Annotated in this window: 31 protein-coding genes; 13 read left to right on the forward strand and 18 right to left on the reverse strand. The window is 66.0% G+C overall.

Going from position 1 to position 24,217, the window contains the following annotated elements; all coding sequences use genetic code 11:
- Positions 1 to 27: 27 nt before the first annotated feature.
- The 5 genes from QW868_RS29900 to QW868_RS29920 all read right to left on the reverse strand — a co-directional run bounded on the left by QW868_RS29900 (position 28) and on the right by QW868_RS29920 (position 3,719).
- Positions 28 to 1,647: a rhodanese-like domain-containing protein gene (locus QW868_RS29900; RefSeq protein WP_316232217.1), complete on the reverse strand. Its 1,620-nt coding sequence runs from the start codon at positions 1,645 to 1,647 to the stop codon at positions 28 to 30.
- Entirely contained in the window at positions 1,604 to 2,194 is a 591-nt protein-coding gene (locus tag QW868_RS29905) for a cysteine dioxygenase (protein ID WP_316232218.1), read from the reverse strand. The genes QW868_RS29900 and QW868_RS29905 overlap by 44 nt, the downstream gene beginning before the upstream one ends.
- Positions 2,195 to 2,265: 71 nt before the next feature.
- Positions 2,266 to 2,427, reverse strand: a complete 162-nt coding sequence (locus QW868_RS29910; RefSeq protein WP_315738455.1) for a hypothetical protein — start codon at positions 2,425 to 2,427, stop codon at positions 2,266 to 2,268.
- Positions 2,428 to 2,519: 92 nt separating this feature from the next.
- Positions 2,520 to 3,038, reverse strand: a complete 519-nt coding sequence (locus tag QW868_RS29915) for a hypothetical protein (protein WP_316177285.1) — start codon at positions 3,036 to 3,038, stop codon at positions 2,520 to 2,522.
- A 276-nt stretch (positions 3,039 to 3,314) separates the two neighbouring features.
- Positions 3,315 to 3,719, reverse strand: coding sequence for a nuclear transport factor 2 family protein (locus QW868_RS29920; protein WP_316232219.1), 405 nt, complete (start codon positions 3,717 to 3,719; stop codon positions 3,315 to 3,317).
- Between the two features lie 136 nt (positions 3,720 to 3,855).
- On the opposite strand from QW868_RS29920, the gene QW868_RS29925 reads away from it, so the two are divergent.
- Both QW868_RS29925 and QW868_RS29930 read left to right on the forward strand, forming a co-directional pair.
- The gene (locus tag QW868_RS29925) at positions 3,856 to 5,472 is read left to right on the forward strand and encodes a flavin monoamine oxidase family protein (RefSeq protein WP_316232220.1); all 1,617 of its coding nucleotides are present in this window, start codon (positions 3,856 to 3,858) and stop codon (positions 5,470 to 5,472) included.
- A 25-nt stretch (positions 5,473 to 5,497) separates the two neighbouring features.
- Positions 5,498 to 7,216 (forward strand): ATP-binding protein, encoded by a 1,719-nt coding sequence (locus QW868_RS29930; RefSeq protein WP_316232221.1) that lies wholly within the window; start codon positions 5,498 to 5,500, stop codon positions 7,214 to 7,216.
- A gap of 5 nt (positions 7,217 to 7,221) precedes the next feature.
- On the opposite strand, the gene QW868_RS29935 is transcribed toward QW868_RS29930, so the two are convergent.
- Entirely contained in the window at positions 7,222 to 7,866 is a 645-nt protein-coding gene (locus QW868_RS29935; RefSeq protein WP_316232240.1) for a glutathione S-transferase family protein, read from the reverse strand.
- A gap of 191 nt (positions 7,867 to 8,057) precedes the next feature.
- Here QW868_RS29935 and QW868_RS29940 point away from each other — a divergent pair, with 191 nt between their 5' ends.
- Positions 8,058 to 8,501, forward strand: a complete 444-nt coding sequence (locus QW868_RS29940) for a Rieske (2Fe-2S) protein (RefSeq protein WP_316232222.1) — start codon at positions 8,058 to 8,060, stop codon at positions 8,499 to 8,501.
- Between the two features lie 126 nt (positions 8,502 to 8,627).
- Here QW868_RS29940 and QW868_RS29945 read toward each other — a convergent pair whose 3' ends face one another.
- The 7 genes from QW868_RS29945 to QW868_RS29975 form a co-directional block, all read right to left on the reverse strand.
- Positions 8,628 to 8,867, reverse strand: coding sequence for a hypothetical protein (locus QW868_RS29945; protein ID WP_315738450.1), 240 nt, complete (start codon positions 8,865 to 8,867; stop codon positions 8,628 to 8,630).
- A gap of 22 nt (positions 8,868 to 8,889) precedes the next feature.
- Positions 8,890 to 9,204: a hypothetical protein gene (locus QW868_RS29950; protein WP_316232223.1), complete on the reverse strand. Its 315-nt coding sequence runs from the start codon at positions 9,202 to 9,204 to the stop codon at positions 8,890 to 8,892.
- On the reverse strand, positions 9,201 to 9,944 hold the full coding sequence (locus QW868_RS29955; protein WP_316232241.1) for an ankyrin repeat domain-containing protein: 744 nt from the start codon (positions 9,942 to 9,944) through the stop codon (positions 9,201 to 9,203). The genes QW868_RS29950 and QW868_RS29955 overlap by 4 nt, the downstream gene beginning before the upstream one ends.
- A gap of 65 nt (positions 9,945 to 10,009) precedes the next feature.
- Positions 10,010 to 11,653, reverse strand: coding sequence for a nitroreductase family protein (locus QW868_RS29960; RefSeq protein ID WP_316232224.1), 1,644 nt, complete (start codon positions 11,651 to 11,653; stop codon positions 10,010 to 10,012).
- 263 nt (positions 11,654 to 11,916) lie between these two features.
- Positions 11,917 to 12,120, reverse strand: coding sequence for a hypothetical protein (locus QW868_RS29965; RefSeq protein WP_315776080.1), 204 nt, complete (start codon positions 12,118 to 12,120; stop codon positions 11,917 to 11,919).
- A 4-nt stretch (positions 12,121 to 12,124) separates the two neighbouring features.
- Entirely contained in the window at positions 12,125 to 13,087 is a 963-nt protein-coding gene (locus QW868_RS29970) for a PDR/VanB family oxidoreductase (RefSeq protein ID WP_316232225.1), read from the reverse strand.
- A 213-nt stretch (positions 13,088 to 13,300) separates the two neighbouring features.
- Entirely contained in the window at positions 13,301 to 14,581 is a 1,281-nt protein-coding gene (locus QW868_RS29975) for a gallate dioxygenase (RefSeq protein WP_316232226.1), read from the reverse strand.
- Positions 14,582 to 14,716: 135 nt separating this feature from the next.
- On the opposite strand from QW868_RS29975, the gene QW868_RS29980 reads away from it, so the two are divergent.
- The gene (locus tag QW868_RS29980; protein ID WP_316232227.1) at positions 14,717 to 15,637 is read left to right on the forward strand and encodes a LysR family transcriptional regulator; all 921 of its coding nucleotides are present in this window, start codon (positions 14,717 to 14,719) and stop codon (positions 15,635 to 15,637) included.
- A gap of 19 nt (positions 15,638 to 15,656) precedes the next feature.
- Here the strand turns inward: QW868_RS29980 and QW868_RS29985 are convergent, their stop codons facing one another.
- The 5 genes from QW868_RS29985 to QW868_RS30005 all read right to left on the reverse strand — a co-directional run bounded on the left by QW868_RS29985 (position 15,657) and on the right by QW868_RS30005 (position 18,549).
- Positions 15,657 to 16,028 carry a signal transduction histidine kinase gene (locus QW868_RS29985; RefSeq protein WP_315796782.1) on the reverse strand — a complete coding sequence of 124 codons (372 nt, stop codon included), beginning with the start codon at positions 16,026 to 16,028 and terminating at the stop codon, positions 15,657 to 15,659.
- A complete protein-coding gene (locus QW868_RS29990) occupies positions 16,019 to 16,825 on the reverse strand; it encodes a sensor histidine kinase (RefSeq protein ID WP_315811771.1) in 807 nt (268 codons plus the stop codon). Before QW868_RS29990 ends, QW868_RS29985 begins: the two co-directional genes overlap by 10 nt.
- Positions 16,826 to 16,898: 73 nt before the next feature.
- Positions 16,899 to 17,264, reverse strand: a complete 366-nt coding sequence (locus QW868_RS29995; protein WP_316232228.1) for a hypothetical protein — start codon at positions 17,262 to 17,264, stop codon at positions 16,899 to 16,901.
- A 305-nt stretch (positions 17,265 to 17,569) separates the two neighbouring features.
- Positions 17,570 to 17,878, reverse strand: coding sequence for a hypothetical protein (locus QW868_RS30000; RefSeq protein WP_316232229.1), 309 nt, complete (start codon positions 17,876 to 17,878; stop codon positions 17,570 to 17,572).
- A 191-nt stretch (positions 17,879 to 18,069) separates the two neighbouring features.
- A complete protein-coding gene (locus QW868_RS30005) occupies positions 18,070 to 18,549 on the reverse strand; it encodes a VOC family protein (RefSeq protein ID WP_315796785.1) in 480 nt (159 codons plus the stop codon).
- Positions 18,550 to 18,821: 272 nt separating this feature from the next.
- Between QW868_RS30005 and QW868_RS30010 the strand changes: the two genes are divergently transcribed.
- From QW868_RS30010 to QW868_RS30050, 9 genes are all read left to right on the forward strand, one after another.
- The gene (locus QW868_RS30010; RefSeq protein WP_316232230.1) at positions 18,822 to 19,037 is read left to right on the forward strand and encodes a hypothetical protein; all 216 of its coding nucleotides are present in this window, start codon (positions 18,822 to 18,824) and stop codon (positions 19,035 to 19,037) included.
- Positions 19,038 to 19,206: 169 nt separating this feature from the next.
- The gene (locus tag QW868_RS30015) at positions 19,207 to 19,551 is read left to right on the forward strand and encodes a hypothetical protein (protein WP_315772081.1); all 345 of its coding nucleotides are present in this window, start codon (positions 19,207 to 19,209) and stop codon (positions 19,549 to 19,551) included.
- Between the two features lie 2 nt (positions 19,552 to 19,553).
- Complete coding sequence (locus QW868_RS30020) at positions 19,554 to 20,144, forward strand: TlpA disulfide reductase family protein (RefSeq protein ID WP_316232231.1); 591 nt, start codon at positions 19,554 to 19,556, stop codon at positions 20,142 to 20,144.
- Positions 20,145 to 20,272: 128 nt separating this feature from the next.
- Positions 20,273 to 20,620, forward strand: coding sequence for a DUF2282 domain-containing protein (locus tag QW868_RS30025; RefSeq protein WP_315738435.1), 348 nt, complete (start codon positions 20,273 to 20,275; stop codon positions 20,618 to 20,620).
- 53 nt (positions 20,621 to 20,673) lie between these two features.
- On the forward strand, positions 20,674 to 21,543 hold the full coding sequence (locus QW868_RS30030; protein WP_316232232.1) for a DUF692 domain-containing protein: 870 nt from the start codon (positions 20,674 to 20,676) through the stop codon (positions 21,541 to 21,543).
- Positions 21,543 to 22,328: a DNA-binding domain-containing protein gene (locus tag QW868_RS30035; RefSeq protein ID WP_316232233.1), complete on the forward strand. Its 786-nt coding sequence runs from the start codon at positions 21,543 to 21,545 to the stop codon at positions 22,326 to 22,328. The genes QW868_RS30030 and QW868_RS30035 overlap by 1 nt, the downstream gene beginning before the upstream one ends.
- Entirely contained in the window at positions 22,325 to 22,831 is a 507-nt protein-coding gene (locus QW868_RS30040) for a DoxX family protein (protein WP_316160426.1), read from the forward strand. The genes QW868_RS30035 and QW868_RS30040 overlap by 4 nt, the downstream gene beginning before the upstream one ends.
- Positions 22,821 to 23,453: a sigma-70 family RNA polymerase sigma factor gene (locus tag QW868_RS30045; RefSeq protein WP_316232234.1), complete on the forward strand. Its 633-nt coding sequence runs from the start codon at positions 22,821 to 22,823 to the stop codon at positions 23,451 to 23,453. Before QW868_RS30040 ends, QW868_RS30045 begins: the two co-directional genes overlap by 11 nt.
- Positions 23,450 to 24,118, forward strand: a complete 669-nt coding sequence (locus QW868_RS30050; RefSeq protein WP_315738430.1) for a DUF1109 domain-containing protein — start codon at positions 23,450 to 23,452, stop codon at positions 24,116 to 24,118. Before QW868_RS30045 ends, QW868_RS30050 begins: the two co-directional genes overlap by 4 nt.
- Positions 24,119 to 24,217 lie beyond the last annotated feature (99 nt).

A 24,217-nucleotide genomic window follows, 5' to 3' on the forward strand; every position in this document is an offset into this window, starting at 1 on the left:
TTTGCCCACCCTGCGCATTCACCAGAACTACACCACGTGGAAATTCGACACGCTGTCATTGGCGAGCTGAGCGACGAGTTGCAGCTCCCAGTCGATATAGGCCTGCATCGCTTCGGCGGCGTTGTCGGTGCCCTCATAGGGACGCTTGTAGACGTCGTCGGCAAGCGAGATCCATGAGGACCGATCGCTCTCCAGCACATGCCCGGCAGCCGTCCAGGCGCGCGTGCCGCCGCTGAGCACGCGGAGCTCACGCGTCGTCGCGGCACGTGCATCCGCAAGCGCAAGCGCGGCTTCGCTGCCGTCGTTGCTGGTCAGCACGATCGGACCGTCGCCGGGCAGCTTGGCGAGATCATCCGCAAAGCGCGACGCCAGCACGAAATGTGCGCCCGGAATGTGTCCGGCCTTGTAGCTCGGACTGCGCGTGAGATCGACGATCGTCCACGCAGCGGGATCGGCCGCGAGTTGCTCGGCGCTGATTGCCGCGTCGCCAAGCCGCGGCGGCGGCGGTCGGCGTGCGGCGCGGATTTCCGTTTCGGTCGCTCCAACGACATCCGGTCCCACGACCGCCACGTCCCAGCCCATCTGCTTCAGCCACGACGCCGTCATGCGTGCGCGCACGCCGTCATCGTCGAACAGCACCAGACGGGCGCCGCGCACGCCCACCCACTCGTCGGTCGCCTGCACCAGCTGGCCGCCCGGTGCCGACACGAAGCCAGTCGGATGGCCGGCGGCATGTTCCTCGGGCGTGCGGACGTCGAGGCAATACAGCGTGCGCATCCCGGCTTCGGCCTGATGGCGCGCGAATGTCGCGGCATCGAGCACGCCGACGCCGACGCGCTCGGCCCACGCCTTGGCATCAGCCAGCGCGGTCGCGTAGCTCGTCCGTGGCCGCTCCAGGACGCGCGCGGTCTTGCCGCGCTCGACCTGATGGCCGGCAAGTGTCCAGCCGATCGTGCCGTTGCGCAACGCATAGATCTTGTTCGGCAGCCCGGCATTGATCAGCGACTGCGTGCCGATGATCGAGCGCGTGCGTCCGGCGCAGTTGACGATGATCGTGGTGTCGGGCGACGGCGCGACCTCGCGCGCCCGAAACGCCAGCTCGCCGCCGGGGACGCTGACCCCGCGCGGGATGCTCATGGTGCGATATTCCTCGAAGCGGCGGGCGTCGAGCACGACCAGATTCGACTCGCGCTCGATCAGCGCCTTGGCTTCGTCGGCCGACAGCGACGGCGTGTGCCGGATGGCCTCGACCAATTCGCCGAACGCCTTGCTCGGCACGTTGACGTCCCGGAACACCTCGCCATGGCGCGCATAGCCCGACAGCCCGCCAGCGAGCATCGCGACGTCGGTGTAGCCCAGTGCATGAATGCGCGGCACCGCGCGGGCGGCATAGCCTTCGCCATCATCATAAACGACGACGGCTACATTCAGACGCGGCACGAGATCGAGGATGCGCAGCTCGATCTGCGACAGTGGCAGCGACACCGCGAAGAACGGGTGCGACAGCGAGTAGGGGCCTTCCTCGCGGACATCGAGCAGCGCAACCTCCTCGCCGGCGCGCCAGCGCCGCCGCAACTCGGTCGGTGTGATGATGCGGAAACCGTCAGGCGGCGGCGCGGTCGGGCCAGAGGTTGGGGACGGTGTCATTCGAATATCCGGAAATGAAGTCTCGCGCGGCGCCGGTCTCCACATCGTACACCGCACGGCGGATGCGGCCGATATTGCCGCCATAGACGTGGATGCTGATCGAGGAGCGGTCCGCCAGACCGTTGGAGATCGCGTGGATGTCGCCAATGTGTGGCGATACCGCGGCCGTTTGTCCAGCCCGCAGCGGCTCCGGCGCAGCCGCGCGCAACGTGCCGTCCGGCTGCCGCGCGTAGCTGACCGAGCGTTCCTCGCCGCGCAGCACGCCGACGAGGCCCCAGACGCGATGGTCGTGCACCGGCGTGCCCTGGCCGGGGCCCCACACGAAGCTCACGATGGAGAACCGATCGAGCGGATCGGCATACAGCAGATATTGTCGGTAGCGGCCGCCGTCGGCGACCGCAAAGGCCTGAGGCAGCCAGTCGTCATGCGCGACCAGCTCCTTCAGTTTCGGTGCGAGCGCGGCGAGCAGCTCCGGCTCGTTTGTCGTGCTTGCGACGAGGCGTGCCGTATCGGCGACGAAGTCGCGGAAGCGCGCAATGTCAGTCATGTCGGGCTCGTGTCGTATCGAGGCGGGAGGCCGCCGATGGGCGGCGCGATGGGCGAGGGATCTGGTCCCACTCAGACGTGAGGGCCGAGCATCGCGATGTAGAACAGGTCCTCATTGGACAACTCGGCGGCCGGGCGCCGGGTGAGGATGTCGTGCGCTTTGAGACGGCTGTCAGCGCGCCCTTGCGGCAGCAAATGACCGAGCCAGCCTCCGAACCATGAGACGTAGCGCATGAGAGTCTCCGCGCGGTTTGATCACGTCCTTGATATCACGCCTCGACCGGCATCGAACAGAGCCCGGCACGGCTCCGCATCACTTTGGCAGATCATGCCTGCTGAAGCACCTCGCCGGCAAATTCCTTTTCCGCATCGTACGCGTCGCGCTGCTCTGCTTCTCCATCGGTCGCGTCTGCGCCGGCATTCCGGCCCGTCAGGCTTTCGTGCCAATGGGTGCGAAATGCCATCCATGATGCGTGATCCTGGAAGGCAACCTCGGCGAACCACTCGACCGTGACGGCGCCGCTCGGCCAGTAGCGTTCCTGGTCATGCCAGCACACGACAGGCCAGCGCGGATTGCGGTAGGAGCGGCCGGTCTCATCATGCAGCGATGGCCGGCCGAGATGATCGATCAGCCATGACATCACCTCGGGCAGGAACGTGGCGGCAAACGACACGCCATGGCGGCCGAGCCGCTGCGGCATGCGCATGACGCGCTGATCGATGATGGCGAAGGCCGGCGGCACCGCGCCGACATTGAACTGGCGGATCATCAGCAGGCGGAAGCCGCAGTCGCAGAGCTCGGCAGGCACGGCATGGATCGCCGTCGGCTGAAGTGGAGCCGTCATGTTCATACCAGTGCTCCCTGCGCCTGTCCGAGCGCGAGGTCGATGGCCTGCTGCAACGCTGTGCGCGTCGGCACATCGCTGCGTTTCAGATAGGCGGTCAGAACGCGTGCCATCCCTGTCTCCCGTCGGCATCTGCACGTTGCTGGTCGCAGCCTGCGCAGATCGCCTTGCGTGGAGACGGACATTCGACCCGAATCCGACGCGACGAAAATCAACAATCCCCGACATTGCTGCCGGTCAGGGAGGGTAGATCAAATTTCGTGCCACATGCGGCGATCAGTGGAGACGATGGCCGTCGGCGTCGTGTTCCGGCGTCGCGAGCTGCGCGATCGGGCTGGATTGGTGGTGGATCATCCGCCAGGCGCCGTCGATGCGCGCGAAGTGATTGGCCGCCGCGAGCGCCGCGCCGTCCACCAGCTCGATGCAGAGCACGTGACCATGATCGCCGTCGACGATCGCGTGCGGGTCCGCGCAGACGATGTTCGGCCGGCCCGGGTTGGCGAGCATGTCGCGCCAGCTGCCGATCACGGCGGCGCGGCCGACGATCGCCGTCCAGCCCGGATGAATGCAGGAGATGCCGTCGCGATCGGCCCAGAGGGCGACGAGTGCCGCGAAATCGCCGGCCGTGAAGGCAGCATAAAAGGCCGCATTGGCGGCCAGGATCTCGCGCTCGTCGCTCATTGTGATGAGGTGAGCCAAGCCGGTGCGAAAATCAAGCAATGTTTGGAAACGCACACATCCGGGCCCGCAAAAACTTGCAAGCTTCTTGCAGGACCCGGTCGAGACGCGATCGCAGCGCATCAGCCGAGGTCCTGCCATGCTCGAAACGGCCATTGTCGGAGGTGGATTGTGCGGAATGGCACTCGCGCGCAGCCTGCAGCAGCGCGGCAGCACGTTCGCTTTGTTCGAAGCCCGACATCGCCTAGGCGGGCGTGTGCTGTCGGCCAGGAGCAAGGCGGGGCTTGCGCTGGACCTCGGCCCGACCTGGTTCTGGCCGGACACCCAGCCGCTGCTGACCGGCTTGATCGCGGAGCTCGGCCTGTCCGACTTTGCCCAGCACGATGACGGCACGGTTCTTCATCTGAAGGAGGCGGACAAGTCGGCCGAGCAGATCGGCGGGCCGCCGGTCCACCAGGGCGCGCGCCGGCTCTCCGGCGGCATGACGAAGCTGGTCGAGGCGCTGGCGCGTGATCTGCCGCAGCCCTTCATCCATCTCGGCCATGAGCTGGTGCGCATCGTCGATTGCGGCACGCATGTGCGGCTGATCTTTGCCACATCAACGGAATCGGTCGCGATCGAGGCCAAGCGCGCCGTGCTCGCGCTGCCGCCGCGGCTGCTGATCGATCACGTCGGCTTCTTTCCCGAGCTGGACGACGCGACTTTCGATGCGATGCGCGGTGCCGAGACCTGGATGGCGGCGCAGGCCAAGGTCGTGATCGCCTACGACCAGGCGCATTGGCGCGACCAGGGCCGGTCCGGCAATGCGTTCGTCAGCCACGAGCAGGCCGTGATCGGCGAGATCTTCGACGCCTGCGATGCCGGCGGCGACCGTGCTGCGCTCGGCGGCTTCCTCGCCTTCTCGCCCGATCTGCGCGCGACCTTCAGTGTCGGGCTGCCGCTGCTGATGGACAGCCAGATGGTGCAGCTGTTCGGCTCCGCGCTGGAAGGCGGCGAGCAGCACTATCAGGACTGGGCGGCCGAGCGCTTCACCTGCAGCGCATTGGATCGCACCACGCCGCGCGGCGAGCACAGCGAGATCGCCAATCCGATGCTGCGGCGGGCGCTATGGGACGGGCGGCTGCACCTCGGTGGCGCCGAGACCGCAAGCCACGCGGCCGGTTATCTCGAAGGTGCCCTGAACGCCGCCAAGCGCATCGAGCGTGCGATGGCCCGGAGCATGGGCGAGATCGCCGGGCCGCGGCCGGCCGTGGCGATCGGCGACGGGCTGTCGGGCAACGCAGCGAGCCTCGCCTGGTTCGGCGCCTGGGTCGCCGCGCAGCGTGATGCCGCGTTCGACGATTATCGGCAGCGGCTCAACCGCAGCCTCGCTACGCAGCAGCGCGAGCAACTGACCCAGCTCGCTGTTCTCGGAGCCACCGAGGGGGTGTTCGCGGCGGCGCTGCAGGTGCTGGACGCACTGACCTTCGACATGCGCGACGTCGCCGTCGAACGCGGGCGCTCCGCCCTGATGCCGGAGATCCAGAAACCGTTCCGCGATGTCATGCAGTCGCTGCTCGACGATGCCATAGCCTTCAATCGCACCTCCTGCGCGCTGTCGAACTTTCCGTTCGAGCACAAGCCGTCGAAGGACTACGTGCAGACGATCCTGCGCGACATCGCCGCCGCCTGGCAGGAGTTCTCGCTCGCCGCCAACCGCCTGCTGCTGGCAAAGTCGGGAGACGTGACGCGCACGCCGACGAGAATGTCGTCGTGAGTCCGACAGCGTCGAGGTACGACCGATGAAGCTGCAGATCGAACGTCCGACCATCCTGGCGATGGCGGCGGCCTTCCCGCGCCTGGCCTCGTTGACGGAGCAGCTGCGTTTCGGCGACAAGGTCGAGGTCAATATGGCGCAACTCGCGACCGCCGAGCTCGACTTCCTGCGCGACAGCTACCAGAAGGCCGGTCCCGAATGGCACGCCCGTGCGGCGCAGATCGCCACCTTGCAGCGCGCCTTTGCCGATTCCGGCGCCCGGTTCTCCGAGCACGAACTGGAATCGGTGCTGCCGGCGATTGCGCGCTACCTGATCTCGGACGCCATCCGCGGCTGGATGTTCACGGCCAACGTCGCCAGCCGGCCGCTGCCCTATGTCGTGACGCGACTCGACTACACCGCACCGTCGAATGACGAGGCCGGCCGCGTCTTCATCGAGCTCAAGGCCAACGCCAAGGGCGCGATCACCACGTCCACCCTGCGCATCTCCGCCGGCGACATCGTCGGCAGGACGGTCGCCGAAATCTTCGCCGCCAAGGGCTTCCTCAAGGAAACACCCGAGCTGATATCCGCCTATGACGAGACGGCCGAGCGTTATTTCGCCTGGCGCGGCCGCTACGGAGCGCAGTTCTCCGGCCGCGGCATCGGCTTCTTCGCCGATGATCCGAACTCCTCGCATCGCGACATGGACTGGTCGCGCAAGGACGTGATCGTGCTGTCGTCCGGCGGCGGCAGCGCGCGGCTCGTCAACGACGAAGGCATTCTCACCGAGCGGGCGCTGACGCTCGAGGTCACGGGCGACATACTCGGGCAGTACCTGCGCAAGGCCGCCAAGAGCAACCTCTATGACGCAGAGCAGGAGGTCGAAGAATCCAGGGCGGCGATCCCGAAGGGCATCTTCTGCCGCATTCCCGTCCATCCCTACATGCTGATGTTCCATCTCGACCTGCACCATTATCTCTGGGTGCATGCCGACGACATGGTGCCCTACGCCTATCAGCCCGAGCTCAAGCAGAAGCTGGTGCTGCCGGAGGAGCAGACCGATCTGATCGACATCCTCACTGCCGAGATGGACCTCTTGATGGACGACATCGTCGCCGGCAAGTCCGGCGGCACCACCGTGCTTTGCGCGGGGCCGCCCGGCGTCGGCAAGACGCTGACGGCGGAGGTCTACGCCGAGATCATCGGCCGGCCGCTGTACCGCGTGCATTCCGGTCAGCTCGGGCTGAACGTCGCGGCGATGGAGAGTGCGCTGAAGGATGTGCTGACGCGCGCGCAGCGTTGGGGCGCGGTCATGCTGATCGACGAGGCCGACGTCTACATCAAGCGGCGCGAGGACGACATGACGATGAATGCCGTCGTCGGCGTATTCCTGCGTGTGCTGGAATATTTCAACGGGCTCTTGTTCCTGACCACCAATCGCATCGACGACATCGATGAAGCGATCGTGTCGCGCTGCATCGCGCTGATCAAGTTCCAGGCGCCGGACGCGCAAGCGCGCGGCCGGATCTGGCGGGTGATGTGCGCGCAGTTCGGCTTGAACGTCGATGCCGGCTTGGTGGAGCTGCTGGTGGACACGTTCCCAGGCGCGTCAGGCCGCGACATCAAGGGGCTGGCCAAGCTGGTCGCCAAATATTGCCACCACAAGAGCGTCCGCCCGACCATCGAGGTCTTCCGCCGCTGCGCCATCTTCCGCGGCATCGATCTGGGCGACCACGAGCTGCTGCCGGAGGCCGCGGAGTAGATCGGCTACAACTGGCTGGCCTGCCCCAAGGTCGCCGGACTGTACCCTTCCTCGCGCAGCACCCGCTGCACGACCGGGCGCGCGAGCATGCGGCGGTAGTGCGCGAGCAGGTTGGCCGGCAGCGCAATGCCGGTCTTGTCGGCCCAGAACTCGACATAGAACAGGATCGGATCGGCGACCGAGAATTCGCCGCCGAGATAGGACTGCCCGTCGAGCATCTTGTTCAGGATGGCAAAGCCCTTCACGACGATGTTGCGGCCGAGCGCGCGCACCGACTCCTGGTCGGCCTCGTTGCGGCTGAAGGTCGGCGTGGCGAAGATGCGCGCGAAGCCGTGGCCATGCACCGTTCCGGCAATGTAGCTCATGGCTTCGAGCAGCCGCGTTTCGGTCTCGATATCCGAAGGCCATAATCTGGCGCGCGACCTGGAGCGGCCGAGCCAATAGGCAATCGCCGGCACCTCCGTCAGCACGCTGCCGTCGCTGCGCACCAGCGCCGGAATCGTCGATTTCGGGTTGATGGCCACATAGTCCGGTTTGAAATTGTCGCCGGCCGGCAGGTTGACGATATGGGCCTCGAACACCTCCTCAAGCTCTTCCAGAATGATGTGGATGCCGGTCGAGCACGATCCCGGCGTCATGTAGAATTTCATCGCGGCCATCATTGTCTCCAAGCCGACATCGCGCGTGTCTTCGATGCCTACGGCATGCTTCATGCAAGGATCGGGACAGATCGAGACTGATGCGCCGTGGCTCGACACGTCGGGCCGCTGCCGTCAGGTTTGCGACGGGAGACGTCATCGCGGTCCCGTAGCTCCGTCGCGTCGGTCAGGGAGCGCCGCGCATGACGGAACGTGAGCCGGAAATCTTCGTGATCTGTCCGACTGCCGGCATCGCGCCGGGTGAAGCCAAGGCGTTCAGCCTGTCGCGGATCGGCGACAATGGCGAGGCGCGGCCGTTTCCTATCGTGATCATTCACACTGTGTCCGGCGGCTTTGTCGGCTATGTCAACAGCTGCCCACACGAGGGCAAATGGCTGAACATCGGTAGCGGCCAGTTCTTCACTCCGGATCGGACGCTGCTGCGCTGCGGACGGCATGGCGCAACGTTCGAGATCGACACCGGGCTGTGCAACGTCGGTGCCTGCGCAGGGCAGAGCCTGGAGCCGATTGCGCTCGCTGTCATCGACGGCGAGGTCTGCCTGTGCGGCGTCGCGCTGGTGGAAGATCTTCCCGACCCGTTCGACGACCTCGACGAGACCATGGAGATCATGATCCACCCGGATTGACGGATGGGGTTTCCAACGTCATTGCGAGGAGCGAAGCGACGAAGCAATCCAGAATCCTACCTGAGCCCTGGATTGCTTCGCTTCGCTCGCAATGACACTCACTACGTGATGTCGTTCGGCGGACCCTCAGAACCCATCCGCCTTCTTGCCCCACGGATGGGTACCCGACACAAGCTGTGCCTTGATGCCGGCCTTGTCGACATCGGCCCGGGTTCTGAAAAAGGTCGCCTCGTGCACCAGCGTGCCGTTCTTGGTCGTCACCGCGACATAGCGCGCGACAGTGTCGATGTCGCACAGATATCCGCCGCCGGGATCGGCGGCACTGCGCAGGTTGCCATCCCAGTCTACGAAGAATCCTTCACTCATCTCTTTCTCCAACCTCGTTCAGTCAGGTCTCGGGCTGATCGGCGACGAACTGCGCATAGGCGCTCTCGACGATGGCGCGGCATTGCAGCAGGCGCTGATGCTCGGCCTTGCTGATGCTCACCGTCTCGCCATGATCGTCGGCTGCAGCCGTCGCCGCCTGCAGCGCATCGAACAGCGCCTTCTCGAGCTGGTAGATGCGCTCGCTGGCGCGTTCCAGATAAGGAATGGGATTGGCGCGGACATTGGCCTCGTGCAGCGCATCGAGGCTGAGCAGCGTCCGGAAGCGGCGCTCGACCTGACGCTGCTGCATGCCGAAATCGTGCTCGATGACGGTCACGGTCGGACCTCGGGCGCGGGCGCCTTTGAAGCCGCCGCCTTGACCGCATTCCGCAGCAGGTTCAGGCATTCGAGCGAAGCGGCCATGTCGAGCGCGGAAAAGCCGTCGAGCGTCTCGGTGCGGATGTCCGCGCCCCTGGCCAGGAGATGCGCGACCACATCGGCCTTGCCGGAGGAGGACGCATACATCAGCGCTGTCGCACCATTGTCGTTGCTGTTGTCGAGATCGATGCCGGCCTCGACCAGCGCGTCGATGGCGTCGAGATGCCGGCCGACGCAGGCGAGCCACAGTGCGTTATTGCCGTCCGCGTTCCTGGCGGCGATGTCGGCGCCGGCAGAGAGCAACTCGCGGATGACGACGACATTGCCGAGATGTGCCGCCTTCATCAGCGGCGTGGTCCGATTGGCGATGATGGCGTCGACACCGTCAGCGGGAAAGCCCTGGGCGGCGAGCCACGCCGCCAGGGCCGGACTGACATTCGCCGCGCCGCTCCGCGCGGGACAACGCTGGCGCCACGCCTCATAGCCGCCGTCGAGGCTATAGACCTCAGTGAAGCCGAAATCGGAGAGGGTCTGCGCGTAGTCCTGGCTGGCATTGCCGTGATAGCAGTAGATCAGGATCGGCGCGCGCCTGCTCGTGCCGGCGATCATCTCGGCGAGATTGCGCTGGGTGAGATGCCGCGCGCCGGCCATATGCGCGGTGTCGAACGAGGCGTTGTCGCGGACGTCGAAGCGCAGCACATCGTCGCGCTGCAGCAGCTCGGCTGCGTGGTCGACATCGATGCGCTGAAACGGAATACGCGGTCTCATGGCAGGACTCCCGCTTCATTGCGCGTTCGGCCGGGATAGGCCGCCAGCGTCGTGATGCGATCATCGGTCAGGGGACGGCCGACCGTGAAGTGATAGAGCACCTGGAACTGCTCTCCGACCACGCCGAGCATCTCGTGCACGGAGTCGTCGAAGAAGCAGCCGATGCCGGTGCCGCGCAGACCCGCCGCCTCGGCTTCGAGGTAGAGCACGTGGCCGATCAGGCCGGCCTCCCAATGCAGTTGCCGATAGCGCCACGGATGGTCGCTGACGGCCGGCGTGAACTCGGCGAGCATCGCCATCGCAAAGCAGCCGTCGCCCGCGATCGCCTGGTGACAGCTCGCGGTGCGGATCACGCCGCGGCTGTCGGTCGGTAGCAGCCGGAACAACGGCAGATGATCAGGCACGCGCTCGACCGGCTGCCAGTCGAAGTCGGGACGCAGCGCGCGCCGCAGGCTGGTCTCCGCCCCGCTGCCGCGCGGCAGCGCATAGAGCCCGGGCGTGAGCCCCTCGACGCGATGGACGAATAGCAGCGGATGCAGCCGCGACGCGAACGGCCAGATGGTCCATGGCGGCGTAGCGCGCGGCAGCAGCGCGTCGAGAAGGTGAAGCAACGTTGCGAGATCCATCGTGAACCTGGCGTCGAAGCGCTGCGCGCTGCGACGACCGAGAATGAGCTCGGCCGCGCGCGCCTGTGATTGCCGCGTCAGCGGCGGGCACCGCCACGGAATGGAGATCGCATCCTGCGCCGCGCCGGCCGTGGCCGCGCTCACCTCGGGGATGATGGGCCAGCGGTAGAGCGGATGGCGATCGAGCCGGTTCGCCTGACCTTTCCACGTGTCGTCGATCGTGGCGAGTGATGGCAAACCGGCGGGCGACCGCGAGCTCGCATCGCGCGGCGTGATCGCGAGCAGCACATCGGCATTCTCGGTCTCGACGCCGGCGAAATCATCCGCGCGATCGAGTCCCATCAGCGCTGCGAGTCTCGCACTGTCGATGCCGTCGATCACGTGCGCGTACCAGCCGAGCGCAGCGGCGGCGTAGCTGACAGCGCCGATCGCATGTCCGAGGTCGAGCTGGCAGTAGCGGAACGCGCGCTCGCCATATTTCCACGCCTCGCGCCAATGGATCGAGGACAGCGCGAGCCATAGCCGCGGCTCGCCATGCGATGGCCTGCCGCGGCGGCAACGTTGCTCCAGCACGTGATCGCGGCTGACATAGTGATGAAGACCGTCGCTGAGCCCTGTCACATTCTCCGCGATGACATAGGCCTCGGTCGGATGCAGATTGCCGCTGGAGGGATTGCAGCGCAGCGCCCAGCGGTCAGGGCCGTACTCCTTCCAGGCCGCCAGCCCGAACGACAATTCCAGCAGCAGCGCGACGCCGTCGATCGTCAACGGCTGGACCGGCGCCGTGGCGTCGCAGGCATCGGCGAAGCTCACGGCGAGACGGTCCGAGGTCAGCGGCAGATCGGTGCGCGGGCTGCCGGCGAACTCGCGGAACGGATTGGGCTGCGCGTCCCAGTCCAGCGTCTCCGGCCCCGCCGCATAGCGCTTGAGGCTGTGCTTGGTGCGGGCGTGATAGGCCAACGCGATGTCGGCGGCGGCTGGAACGTCCGCCGTGCCGGACTGTGACACGGACATGCTTCCTCACAAGGCGCGACCTGCGCGTTCGCGCATGTTGGACGGTCGCTTGGTGACTGCGTCAGGCGGAGCAAAAAACGTTCCGAACAGCCGCAACTGCCTCCCCGTCGTCATGAGCCCGTTGGGCGCAGGCCCGGAATCCATAACCACGGCTGGTGGATATGGATTCCGGGCTTGCCGCTGCGCGTCGCCCCGGAATGACGCGCCGACACAGCGTGTCCGATTCTGAACAGCGCGATCAGAACTGTCCGCTTCTCGACATATCAATGCCGGTGCGTGGTGCCCGATGCGCTGTCGTCGATCAGCACGGCGACCTTGGCCGCGATCGACAGCCACGCCCGATGCGCGGCGACCTTGTGGCCGAGCCTGAAGCCGTCGGCCATGCGGGCCGCGAACGCAGGCCCGTCGGTCCCATGCTGTTGCGCGATGATCCACGCGGTCTGCCACAGATCGGTCTCGGTCGTCACGGTGCTAGAGATCCAGCACCAGCCGGTCGCCCTTGCCGCGCGATACGCAGGGCAGGAAGTAGCCTTCGGCGCGTTGCGCCGCCGACAGGCGCTTGTCGCGATGGTCGACCTCGCCCTCGACGACCCTGGTCTTGCAGGTGCCGCATAGGCCCTGCTCGCAGGAGGTTGCGATCTTGACGCCGTTCTCCTCGAGAAACGCGGTCACGGTCCTGTCGCCGGGGATCTTGAAGGTCGCGCCGGTGCTTTTGATGGTGACGTCGAACACCTTGTCGAGTAGCGCCGCGGCCGCCTTCGCGGTGAAGCGCTCGACATGGATGCGCTCCTCGGCAAAGCCCTTCTGCTTGGCCAGCGCGACGATCGGATCCATCCACCAGTCGACGCCGCAGATGAACAGCTGGGTGTCGTCGGGCCGGTCGGCCAGCAGCTCGGCGGCCTTCAGCAGCTGATTGTCCTCAGTGGCTTCCTTGTAGTATGTCGTATCTTCGACGAAGGCCGAGGCCTCGATGGTGCTACGGAACGAATCCGGCGACATCAGCGCGAACACGTAGTGCAGCTCGAACGGGATGTTCTTCGCCTTCAGCGTGTCCGCGATCGACAGGATCGGCGTGACGCCGATGCCGCGCGCCACGAGCAGCGCGCGCTTGGTGTCCTTCGGGATCTTGAAGCGGTTGCGTGGGCGGCTGACCTGCAGCTTGTCGCCTTCGTTGATATCGAGATGCAGCGCCTTGGAGCCGCCGCGGCTGTTGGCATCCTTCCACACGCCGATGCAGTAGCGATTGCGTTCGGCGGCGCTGTTCAGCAGCGAATATTGCCGTGTGAGTCCGTTCGGCAGGGTGACGTCGATATGGCTGCCGGGGGTGAAGCCCGGCAGCGGCTGATCGTCCGCCGGGACAAGTTCGAATGAGGCCATGTTGTGCGCCTCGATGGCCTTCCTGGCCACGACGACGGTATGCAGGCTGTCGGACATCTGACAACTCCATCTTGCGAACCGGCTCATGAGAGGCCGATGCAAGGGGAGGGCCAAGCGGCGTTCGCCGCGGGGCGCGGCGGCTTTTCCGCTTGTGCACGCTGCGACGAGCGCAAGGTCCTGGAGTGCTGGGCCAAGGCGCGCGGCATCAACGCCGGAGACATGACCTGCGTCGCCGCTGCGGGGCGGCGGCGCGGGTCGTGCGTGCCAATGTCAATGGGCGTCGATCGCGTCCGCCTTGGCGCCACCGGCGACGGAGTAGCGCATCGGCACCTTGCGGGTCTTCAGAAAGGCTTCCAGCGTCTCGCCGCGAAACGCGGCATAGACCTCCGGGTTGGAGACGCCGATCACGGCGGCCATCTTCTCCAGCACGAAGAAGCTGACGCCGCGTCGGATCATCTCGATCCAGCGGCGGTTCTTGATGAGCTCGCGCTCCTCGTCCGTGAGACGGTGCTCGTCCGCCAGCGCGTCGAATTCCGCAACGAATCTCGCGCGATGCGCGGGGATGACGAGCCGGTGCAGGAAGTCGTTGATGCGGAAATTGGCCTGGCTGCGGCCATGGGTGAACGGGTAGGTGCCGGTCAGCATCTCCGCGCCCGCGAGTTCATGGCCGATGTGTGCGCGATAGGCCGCGACCTCCTGCGGGTCGGGCGCGCCGCCGAGATCCTCGAACACCAGCGTGGCGATGTTGGTCACCGACGGCGCGTAGGTCTGTTTGTGCACGAGCCTCACACTGTCCGAGAGCGCACCGCGCATGATCAGCCACATGATGACCTCGGCGCCTTCCATGCCGCCCTTGACCGCGTAGTCGGCGATGCGCATCGCCGTCAGCTGCTCCGGGTCGTTCTCCAGCAGATCGAGGAATTCGTTGTCCCAGTCTTCGTTCAGAAAGCCGGCGCGCTCGCCGTGAACCTGGTGCGACAGCCCGCCGGTGGCGAAGATCGCCACTTTCAGGTCTTCCGGATAGCTCTCAATCGCCTTGCGCAGCGTCTTGCCGAGCTTCCACATCCGCTTCGCATTGGGAATCGGCAATTGCAGCACGCCGACTTGCAGCGGCACCACCATGCCCGGCCACGGGCCGCTGGCATCGCCCATCATCGACAGCGGCGACAACAGGCCGTGATCGACCGGCTTGCCCTGGAAGAACGACATGTCGAACTCGTCCGCCATCATCGCCATCGCGACGTGCTGCGACAGGCCGAGGTGGCCCTTCGCCGGCGGCACGTCGCGCGGTCCGCCGCCTTCGTCGGCGGCGATATACCGGTCGTCAATGCCGAGCGCGAAGGCGGAGTAGTGATCGAAGAAGAACGAGGTGATGTGATCGTTGTAGATCATGAACAGGACGTCGATGTCCTTCTGCTTCACCCAGTCGCGCACGACTGCGAAGCCGTCGAAGATCGGCTTCCAGGCCGGGTCGTTCTGCTTGTTGGTGTCGAGTGCGAAGCCGATGGTGGGCGAGTGCGAGGCGCCGATGCCGCCGATGATCCGGGCCAAGTGTCCCTCCGCGAAATGGGCCGCCGTGGACTGTGACCCGCGGCCGTGCTGGGACGGACCTTACGAAGTTTCCCATGCTAGACAATCATGCTAACGTGCACGGATCGTTTCTCTCGATGAACGAGCGGCTCTAGGATGAAATGGCGGATCGAGGACATTCCGGTGTTCCATGCGGTGGTCGCGACCGGCGGCATGACCGGCGCCTCGCGGTCGCTGGGCATGCCGAAATCCTCGGTCAGCAAATCGGTCGCCCGGCTCGAGCAGGATCTCGGCATCCGGCTGTTCGACCGCAACTCGCGGCGCGTCCGGGTGACCCGCGAGGGCGAGCTGTTCTTCCAGCAATGTCAGAAGATCCTGGATCAGGTCTCTGAGGCCGACGCGGTCATGACCGGGCTGGTCGGCGTGCCCAGCGGCCGACTGTCCGTGGCGCTGCCGCCGGCATTCTGCGAGGAGATCCTGGCGCCGCAGCTCGCCGAATTCCACCGCCGCTATCCGCGCATCGAGCTCGATGTCGAGGCCACCACGCGGGCGATCGACATGCTGGCCGACCGCTTCGACATCGCGGTCGTGGTCGGCGTGCAGGAGAATTCCGAGCTGGCGCAGAAAGTGCTGATCGGGGGCCGCCTGATCTGGGTGACCAGCCCCGCTTATCTCGCCGCGCACGACATCGGCGACGACGTCCGCGCGCTGGAGCGCCATCTCATGATCTGCGAGCGGCGCTATGGCGATCGCACCCTGATGATCAAGCAGCACGGCCATCTCGTCCGCTTCGACGTCGGTGCGCATGTCGCCCGCATCAACAATCCGCTGGCGGTGCGCCGCGCCGTCGCCCATGGCGCCGGCATTTCCTTTCTGCCGGAGCACTATTGCGTCGAGCTGATCGGCGAGGGCCGGCTGGTCGAGATCGGCAGGGGGGTCGTGTTCGACACCCGCGCCGCCCAGCTGACCGCGATCTTTCCGAGCCGCAAGCTGATCTCCTCGCGCGCCCGTGCCTTCCTCGACTTCCTCGAGGAGATCTGCACCGCGTCCGCGCACACCCTGATCGGTCAGACCTGAGGTGCGCCGTCCGTCTGCCTCACGCAAGCCGATGGAATGACGGCGGCAATGGCTCTCGCACCAGCTCGCTCAGATCGAGCGTTTCACCGCTGTCGGCGATATCCGAGAACAACACCTCGATGAAGGGATGCTGACGGTTGGATGCGGCGCCGCGCCGATATTTCCTGCTCACGATCCGCTCGATCGCAGCAAGGTTCAATTGTCCCAGCGCATTGTATTGGACACGAAACAGGCTCTGCCGGCCGCCCGTGTGCTCGATCGACTCGGCCCAGATGTCCATCACCTTGCGGCTGACGAAGGCCTCGACGCCGACGGCGCCATCCTGGGCGAGCAGGCGCAATCCGTCCATCGTATGCGGCTGCTCATCGACGCTAAATTGGCTCAGCGACATCGGAGATCCCTTTCTGTTGCGTGCATCGGCGGTCTCACGGGAGAGTCGAGAACGGCGATCGGCGCGTCGAACGTGTAGGAGAGCCCTGACGGCGCATAGTTCAACTGAACCTCGCCGCCGAGCTGCACGCCGAGCGTTTCGATCAGCCGGGTTCCGAAGCTTCGGCTGGCGGGCTGTTGAACGACCGGGCCGTGTCTTTCGGTCCAGGCGAAGCGGACCCGGCGTTGGTCGACGGTCCACAGCAGATCGACGCGTCCTTCCGGCACGGACAGCGCACCGAACTTCAGGGCGTTCGTGCACAGCTCGTTGAGCGTCATCGCGATGGCGATGACGGCATCCGGCGTCACCAGCACGTCGGGCCCGGTGATCGCAAAGCGTGAGTCGTCGGGCGTGTCGAAGGCCTGGACGGACGTACGGATCACCGTGCGGAGATCGCCGCTGGACAATTTCGCTTGCAGGAGGAGATCGTGTGCCCGTCCGAGGGCCAGGAGCCGCCCGGAGATGGCATGCTGTGCATCCTTGGTCGCCGGCACGTTGCGGAGGCTCTGGGAGACGATGGCGGTGACGGTCGCGAGCGTATTCTTGATGCGATGGTGCAGCTCCTCAAGAATGAGCTTTTGCAGCCTGCTCGCCGTCTCGCGTTCTCTCGCCTCGATTTCGGCCTGCTCGGACCGGGTCTTGGCATTGCTCTCGGCCTCGACGAGCAGGCGCTTCAGCCCGATGATTTCCGTCAGCAGAAAGTCGGGATCCACGACCGTGCCGTGAGGAGGCTCTGTGGTGAGGTTGATCTCGAGCATTGGCTGACATGTCCTTGTACCGGATGCCGCCCTCGGAGGGCACGATGGTACGCAGGAGCAGGCCGCCCCAGCGTCACTTCGTTCGCGAGCGGACACTTCCGTTGAAATGCCCGAGTATCTCGGCGGCGTTTGCGAGGATGGTCGCCTTCCTGATCGCGGCAGCGCGCTCGCCGCCCTGCTGCATCAGGCCCGCCGTCTCCAACGCATTCTCCGCCCTGGTGGCGAGCGTCGCGTGCAGCGATGACCGCTCTCGCTTGGCCGGCTCGGAGGGCTTGTCGGGGCGAACTGGCGCAAGCGCCCCGCTGCGAACGGCGGCCACCGGATCAGAATCGCGGCGACGATCAGCAGCCCAAAGAATGGCGGCGCCAGGAGCGGTCGCACCAACCACGCGCGCACTGGACGTGGTGGTGTTCGAAGAGGTGTTCGAAGTTTTCGACATGCTGTCCGCCTTCTGGTCGCGGCGGGAGCGCATGGCTCTCAGTCACCGATGGCAGCCGGGGGACGCGCGGTGATCATCAACATATGGTGTGCGCGCGCGCAATAGCGAGGTCCGGCCCGAAACTATTTGTCGCGAGGATCTGGTCGCCGCCATCGCCTGAAGCGAGAGCGAGTCTGGCCTGACGGCTCATCCGACGTTCGTAGCATCGTTGCATCGACATGCGAACGTCGGACGCCTGGCTCATTTGTGGATCATGTGCAGTTCTGATCGCGATGCCTTGGCATGGAGTCAGAACGTCGGACGTGTTATCGGCCGATTCCGACGCTCACGCCGGGCGCGCGGATGCCGATGCCGTCACGATCTTCATAGCCACGCCCTTCATAGTCACGCCGCTCGCGCCGGCCATAGCCGTAGGCGCCGCGGTCTTCGCGGATGATGACACGGCGTTCGCGGCTTTGGCGCCAGCAGCGGCCGTTCTCGTTGCAGACCAGGCGAACCTGCTGGATGCTGCTCTCCGGGAGGACCGATATACTGGCCGTGAGCGGGGCAGCGGAGGCGGCTGCAGCCATCAATGTGCTCGCCGCTACTGCGAGAGTGATCGTAAGAATCTTCATGGTGATGAGATGTCTCCGGGTGGGGGGATTGCGTCATGGAACCAATCTGCTGGCAATCCCATGGTTCCCCAGGCGGCGTCATTTGTTTCGTCCCGAGGCTCTGGCGTCGAACGGCAGCCTGCGCGCCATCGCGGCGGCAGCCTGTGCCCGTGACGCCGGAGCGCGGCGATGCTGCGCTCCGGCTGGCAAGGTCATCCCCGCCGCGCCGCCTCGATGGCGGCGACGTCGATCTTCTTCATCGTCATCATCGCGGCGAACACGCGCTTGGCCTCGGCTCCGCCGGCCGCCATCGCGTCGGTGAGTGCGCGCGGCGTGATCTGCCAGGAGATGCCCCATTTGTCCTTGCACCAGCCGCATTGGCTTTCCTGGCCGCCATGGCCGACGATGGCATTCCAATAGCGGTCCGTCTCCGCCTGATCGTCGGTGGCGATCTGGAACGAGAACGATTCGTTGTGGGTGAACGCGGGGCCGCCATTGAGGCCGAGACAGGGGATGCCACACACCGTGAATTGCACTGTCAGCACGTCGCCGGCCTTGCCGGACGGATAGTCGCCCGGCGCGCGGTGCACGGAGGCCACGTGGCTGTCGGGAAACACCTCGGCATAGAACCGCGCGGCCGCCTCGGCGTCCTTGTCGAACCACAGGCAGATCGTGTTTTTGTTCGTCGGCATCGCAGGGGTCCTCTCCGGTCCGGGTGCAGGCCACGCTTCAACCTTGGATAGGCGGCCATTTGGGAGTGCTCAAGCCAGCTCGTATCGATACGGCTGACCCAAGGACGGTCCGCATGCGCACATGCCGACACGACGGCCGGCGTTTCCAGCAGATTTTTTTCAGGTGGTCTGCAGCGGGTCGGTTCCGCCAACGGTTGTGGTCTTGGCGCAGTCATATCGTATGGACGTGTCGTGAGGCTTGCCGCCGCGGGTCCTGCGGCAGGGGGAATTGCATGAAAGCCATCACGCCGTTCGTGATGTCGGACGCGCTCGTCCTGCTGGCATTCGTTTTCGCAGCCGGGAGCGCCGCCGAGGCGGTCGGGTTCACCTGCGTCGCGAAGATGTCGCAGCAGCTCACGCCGGCCAAGCTGGAGAGTCTGATCACGCGAACCTGCCTTCGTCTCGGTCCGCTCGTGATCGGCGACGCTGCGATCGGGCAGGGCGTGTGATCTCGATCCGGATTCGTCAGCCGTGAGGCCAGTCGAGGCTCGGGCCGCCGTAGCCGGATTTGCGCCGCGGATATCCGCTCCGTCGTGACAAGCTGCCAGGTAACCTTTCCAGGTCCGCGATCGAACCGTCGGAACAACATGGTCCGGAGCGGTCAGCGGAGGTATCCGATTGCAGATCACACGCCCGCGCATCGTGCGCATCACGCACCGGCCGAGCGGCGAGGTGATTGCCGAGGGGCCGGTCGGACTCTGGGGCATCACGCCGTTTGAAGGAAATCTCTACATCCGGCGGCGCTACCTGAAGACGGGCCATCTTCGGCTGAACTGGATCCCCGGGCTGTGCATCTACAAGTTCTTGTACGTTTGGCTGGACCTTCGGCTTCCGGATGGCCGGCGTGAGCCGTCGATCGGCTGGCTGTACTGGCTACCCAATCCGCTGTTCTTCTTCATCGCATTCCGTCCCGCCGTGCCGCAGTCGTCGCCCGTTCTCGTCGTCGAGGAGGTGACGGAATGAGCGTGGCGAGCCGGCGCGATGTGACCGGCGGCCTGCTGTCGGTCCTCATGGCGGGCGCGGGATCCGCCCTGGCTGCGCCCCCTCACGATGACGTGCCGGCCTTCGCGGACGGGCGCCATCAGCTCATCTTGCTGCGGCCGCAACAGAGCCTGCCGCCGGTGAGGCTTTTTCGCCTCGAGGGCGGGACGCTCGATCTGGCCGCGCTGCGCGGCGCGCCGATCCTGCTGAACTTCTTCGCCTCATGGTGCGCGGCCTGCCGCACCGAACTGCCGGTGCTGGATCAACTCGCGCGCAGCGTCGCCCATGATCGCCTGCAGGTCGTCGCGGTGTCCGAAGACCGGAGCGATCGCGACCGTGTCGGTCGTTTCGTCGGGTCGCTTGGGCTGAAGACGCTGCCGATCTGCCTCGATCCGAACGGATATGTGGCCCAGCAGGGCGACGGCAGCGGCAGGACCGCGCCGTTCATCCTCCATGGAATGCCGATCACCTACCTGATCTCCGCTTCGGGCCTCGTCATCGGATACCTCCAGGGCGCCGCCGATTGGTCGTCGTCGGCGGCCGCCGATCTATTCGCCTATCTCAGGCGCAATTGAGGGACGCCATCTCGAACGCGGCGACGTAACCTTCCGCCGCATCCGAGCGAACCAATGTGCAGGCGTGCCGATGGCCGCCAGACGCCTGCAATGTCCGCAGGCTGAACCCTGAGAATGGAGGAACACGCATGTCCAATCGCACGCTGTCCGCAATGATTGTCGGCGCATTCGCGGTCGCCGCCGGCACGCTTGCCGTGACGTCCGCCTCGGCGGAGATGATGGCCAAGGGCGACATGGAAAAGATGATGAAGGCCAAGCAGGCCGAGACCATGAAGGCCATGAAGGACGGCAAGATGGAGAAGTGCTTCGGCGTCGCGCTGAAGGGCCAGAACGATTGCTTCGCAGGTGCCGGCACGACCTGCGCGGGCACGAGCACGGCGGACTATCAGGGCAATGCCTTCAAGCTCGAACCCAAGGGCACCTGCACGACGATGCAGACCCCGAAGGGATCGGGAAGCCTCACGCCGAAGGCCTGATGCCGCGGGCGGGCTGCGCGCGGCCCGCCTCACTTCTTGATCGGAGACTGCACGTGTCACGCTCGCAATTCTCGACGGCTGCAGGGATCCCTGCACGGGGGGGCGTCGGCCTGAAGGCCGAGCACTACCGCTGCATCGTCGAAACATCGCCCGACATCGGCTTCTTCGAAGTGCATGCCGAGAACTACATGGGCGCGGGCGGACCGCCGCACCGCTACCTCATGGCTATTCGCGAGCGCTATCCGCTGTCGCTTCACGGCGTCGGATTGTCGATCGGCGCCGATCGCCCGCTCGACCAAGCCCATCTCGGCCGCCTCCGCCAATTGATCGCGCGCTACGAGCCCGGATTGTTCTCGGAACACCTCGCGTGGTCGTCGCACGAGTCCGGGTTCTTCAACGATCTGCTTCCGGTCCCTTACACGACGGAAACCCTGAACCGCATCTGCGCCAATATCGACGAGGTGCAGAGCGCGCTCGGCCGCCGCATGCTGCTCGAAAATCCGTCCACCTATGTCGCGTTCGCGGAGAGCAACTGGTCCGAACCCGCCTTCATTGCCGAGATCGCGCGCCGCACCGGCTGCGGACTCCTGCTCGACGTCAACAACGTGCACGTCGCCGCAACTAATCAGCAGTGGGATCCGTATTCCTATCTCGACGCATTTCCGCTTGGGCATGTGCTGCAGATCCATCTCGCCGGTCACGCGCGCGAGGCCGACGAGCACGGACAGCCGCTCCTTATCGATACCCATGACCGTCCGGTCGACGACGTGGTCTGGGCGCTGTATGCGCGCGCCATCCGGTCGATCGGCCCCGTGCCGACGCTGATCGAGTGGGACGCCGAGGTGCCACCCTGGCCGGTGCTCGCGGAAGACGCCAGCCGCGCCGAGGCGATCATGCAGATGCAAGTGAAGGAGGTGGCGTGATGCCGCCGCCTGCTGAACGTCTTGGCAGCTTTGCGCGGGCGCTGCTCGACCCCGAGCAGCCGGTGCCCGCCGGCCTGGTCGGGCCGGACGGCACGCCGAGCCGGCGACGGTTCGGCGTCTACCGCAACAACGTCGTGGCCGGCTTGACGGCCACGCTGAAGGACGCCTATCCCGCAGTGCATCGCATCGTCGGAGCGGAGTTCTTCCAGGCCATGGCGCGCCGCTATGTCGTCTCCGAGCTTCCGCGCTCTCCCATCCTGCTCGATTACGGCGCCGGCTTCGCCGCGTTCATCCACGGCTTCGCGCCGGCATCGGCGCTGCCCTATCTGGCGGATGTCGCGCGGATCGAGCGCGCCTGGACGGAGGCCTATCACGCCGCCGAGGCCGGGCCGGTCACACCGGCGGCCTTCGCAGCCGTTGCGCCGGCCGATCTGCCCGGGCTTCGCCTGCGGTTTCATCCGTCGTTGCGGCTCGTCGGCTCATCGTTTCCTGCGCTCACGATTTGGCAGATGAATGCGGCCGGAGGAATTCCTGGCCCAGTAGATCTCGCCGCCCGAGAGGCCGCGCTGATCGTCCGTCCGGACGCTGATGTCGTGGTCCGCTCGATCCCCGCGGGCAGCCTCGCTTTCGTCGAGGCCCTCCTGGCTGGCCGATCGGTCCTGACGGCGCTCGAGAATGCGCTGCGCGCCGACGTCCGGTTCGAGCTGGCCGGAACTCTCCACGACCTGATCCACAGCGGAGCCGTGATCGGCTTCGACCTCGCGCCGATGGCGGGGACGGCATGAGAACGGCCGCAACCATTCCAGCCCTCGCCGTCGTCGTGCGTGACGTCGCGGATCGGCTCGCTCGCTTGGCGGGGACCGTGGCGCCCCCGGTGCTGCGGATCGCGCTGGCGGTCCCGTTCTTCAGATCCGGCCTGACCAAGTGGGATGGGTTGCTGTCGCTGTCGCCGGCCGCTTCCTATCTGTTCGAGGATGAGTTCAAGCTGCATGTGTTCGGGCAGGCCTACGATTTTCCCTGGCCTACGGCCTTCGCGTTCTTCGATGGCGTGGCCGAGATCGTGCTGCCCGTGCTTCTGGTGGCCGGGCTCGCGACCCGGCTGAGCGCGCTCGGGCTTCTGATGATGACCGCAATCATTCAGCTCGTGGTCCCCGACGGCTGGGCCAATTTTCATCTGCCATGGGCAGCGATGGCCGTTGCGATCATCGCCCTGGGGCCGGGGCCTGTCAGTCTCGATCATCTCGCGGCGTCGTTCGGTCGAAAGGCGGAGGGCGCCGATGAGCAGTGATCCGGGCGGTCCCGCACCGCGGCTGAGGCTCGTCTCGGCCGGCCATCAGGCGCGTGCCGAGGTCAAGCCGGGGCGGCGGGCGCTCGATTGGGCGATCCTGATGGCGCATGCCCAGGAGGGCGACCGCGTCGCCTATCAGCGGCTGCTGCAGGAGATCACGCCGTATCTGCGCTCGCTCGCGGCCCGGCGCTGCAACGACCGCAGCGACATCGAGGACGCGGTGCAGGACGTGCTGTTGACCATTCATTCGATCCGCCACACCTATGATCCGACGCGCCCGTTCGCGCCGTGGCTGGTGACCATCGCCAACCGCCGGCTGATCGATCGGGTGCGGCGGCAGGTCCGCCAGCGTGGGCGAGAGATCGCGCTGGCGCCGGAGCACGAGATTGCAGCCGAGCCCGAGACCAGTGCGGAGGCGGCCCCTGACCGCCGCGAACTGGAGCGGGCGATCGGCAACCTTCCGCCGGCCCAGCAACAGGCCGTGCGGCTGCTTAAGCTCAAGGAGCTGTCGCTCAGGGAGGCGTCGGCGGCGACCGGAATGTCCACGACCTCCTTGAAAGTCAACATGCACCGCGCTCTGAAGAGCCTTCAGAAACTGCTCATTCCGCGGAACGAGCCATGATCAAGACCGATGACCTGATCGACTCTCTTGCGACCGACATGCGGCCGGTGAGACGGCTGCGGCCGCCGCTGCTGCGCGCCTGCGGCTGGCTGCTGGGAGCAGCCGCCATCGTGGCGTTGCTCGCCGTCAACCAGGGGATCCGTCCGGATCTGGCGCAGCGCCTGCACGATGCGCCCTTCGTCACCAGCCTGCTGGGATCGATCCTGACCGGCGTGCTGGCGGTGATCGCGGCGTTCCTGATCAGTCTTCCCGACCGCTCGCGACTCTGGATGCTCCTGCCGCTGCCGGCGCTTGCGCTCTGGCTGTCCAACATCGGCTATCAGTGTCTGACGGACTGGGTCTCGATCGGTCCCGACGGCATGAGTCCGGGCGAAGCGGCGCGCTGCTTCACGACGCTCGCGGTGACGAGTCTGCCGCTGTCGCTGGCCTTGCTGGTGATGCTGCGCTATGCCGCGCGGCTTCGTCCCACCATGGTCGCTCTGATGGGAAGCCTCGCCGTCTCTGCGATCACGTCGACGGCGCTCGCGCTGTTCCATACCATCGACGCCTCGGTGATGATCCTGATGTGGAACGTCGGAACGGCGGTCCTGCTCATGGGGGTGGCCGCCCTGTTTGGCCGCCGCATGTTCCTCTCGATCGCGCCACGCGTCTTTGCCCAGGACTGAGCTCGCAGTGCTGCGCGCCACGAACATGGGCGGCAGCGGGCGTAACCTTTGTCGCGTTCGAAGCGAACAGCCAGCAGGGCTTCGGCGCGGGCAGGCCCG

Origin of the sequence: Bradyrhizobium sp. SZCCHNR1051 (assembly GCF_032489615.1) — a bacterium.
Lineage (GTDB): Bacteria > Pseudomonadota > Alphaproteobacteria > Rhizobiales > Xanthobacteraceae > Bradyrhizobium.

Coding starts and splice junctions, on each gene's coding strand:
- QW868_RS29900 (WP_316232217.1), bottom strand. CDS start 1,647: ATGACACCGTCCCCAACCTCTGGCCCGACCGCGCCGCCGCCTGACGGT.
- QW868_RS29905 (WP_316232218.1), bottom strand. CDS start 2,194: ATGACTGACATTGCGCGCTTCCGCGACTTCGTCGCCGATACGGCACGC.
- QW868_RS29910 (WP_315738455.1), bottom strand. CDS start 2,427: ATGCGCTACGTCTCATGGTTCGGAGGCTGGCTCGGTCATTTGCTGCCG.
- QW868_RS29915 (WP_316177285.1), bottom strand. CDS start 3,038: ATGACGGCTCCACTTCAGCCGACGGCGATCCATGCCGTGCCTGCCGAG.
- QW868_RS29920 (WP_316232219.1), bottom strand. CDS start 3,719: ATGAGCGACGAGCGCGAGATCCTGGCCGCCAATGCGGCCTTTTATGCT.
- QW868_RS29925 (WP_316232220.1), top strand. CDS start 3,856: ATGCTCGAAACGGCCATTGTCGGAGGTGGATTGTGCGGAATGGCACTC.
- QW868_RS29930 (WP_316232221.1), top strand. CDS start 5,498: ATGAAGCTGCAGATCGAACGTCCGACCATCCTGGCGATGGCGGCGGCC.
- QW868_RS29935 (WP_316232240.1), bottom strand. CDS start 7,866: ATGAAATTCTACATGACGCCGGGATCGTGCTCGACCGGCATCCACATC.
- QW868_RS29940 (WP_316232222.1), top strand. CDS start 8,058: ATGACGGAACGTGAGCCGGAAATCTTCGTGATCTGTCCGACTGCCGGC.
- QW868_RS29945 (WP_315738450.1), bottom strand. CDS start 8,867: ATGAGTGAAGGATTCTTCGTAGACTGGGATGGCAACCTGCGCAGTGCC.
- QW868_RS29960 (WP_316232224.1), bottom strand. CDS start 11,653: ATGTCCGTGTCACAGTCCGGCACGGCGGACGTTCCAGCCGCCGCCGAC.
- QW868_RS29970 (WP_316232225.1), bottom strand. CDS start 13,087: ATGTCCGACAGCCTGCATACCGTCGTCGTGGCCAGGAAGGCCATCGAG.
- QW868_RS29980 (WP_316232227.1), top strand. CDS start 14,717: ATGAAATGGCGGATCGAGGACATTCCGGTGTTCCATGCGGTGGTCGCG.
- QW868_RS29985 (WP_315796782.1), bottom strand. CDS start 16,028: ATGTCGCTGAGCCAATTTAGCGTCGATGAGCAGCCGCATACGATGGAC.
- QW868_RS29990 (WP_315811771.1), bottom strand. CDS start 16,825: ATGCTCGAGATCAACCTCACCACAGAGCCTCCTCACGGCACGGTCGTG.
- QW868_RS29995 (WP_316232228.1), bottom strand. CDS start 17,264: ATGTCGAAAACTTCGAACACCTCTTCGAACACCACCACGTCCAGTGCG.
- QW868_RS30000 (WP_316232229.1), bottom strand. CDS start 17,878: ATGAAGATTCTTACGATCACTCTCGCAGTAGCGGCGAGCACATTGATG.
- QW868_RS30005 (WP_315796785.1), bottom strand. CDS start 18,549: ATGCCGACGAACAAAAACACGATCTGCCTGTGGTTCGACAAGGACGCC.
- QW868_RS30010 (WP_316232230.1), top strand. CDS start 18,822: ATGAAAGCCATCACGCCGTTCGTGATGTCGGACGCGCTCGTCCTGCTG.
- QW868_RS30025 (WP_315738435.1), top strand. CDS start 20,273: ATGTCCAATCGCACGCTGTCCGCAATGATTGTCGGCGCATTCGCGGTC.
- QW868_RS30035 (WP_316232233.1), top strand. CDS start 21,543: ATGCCGCCGCCTGCTGAACGTCTTGGCAGCTTTGCGCGGGCGCTGCTC.
- QW868_RS30040 (WP_316160426.1), top strand. CDS start 22,325: ATGAGAACGGCCGCAACCATTCCAGCCCTCGCCGTCGTCGTGCGTGAC.
- QW868_RS30045 (WP_316232234.1), top strand. CDS start 22,821: ATGAGCAGTGATCCGGGCGGTCCCGCACCGCGGCTGAGGCTCGTCTCG.
- QW868_RS30050 (WP_315738430.1), top strand. CDS start 23,450: ATGATCAAGACCGATGACCTGATCGACTCTCTTGCGACCGACATGCGG.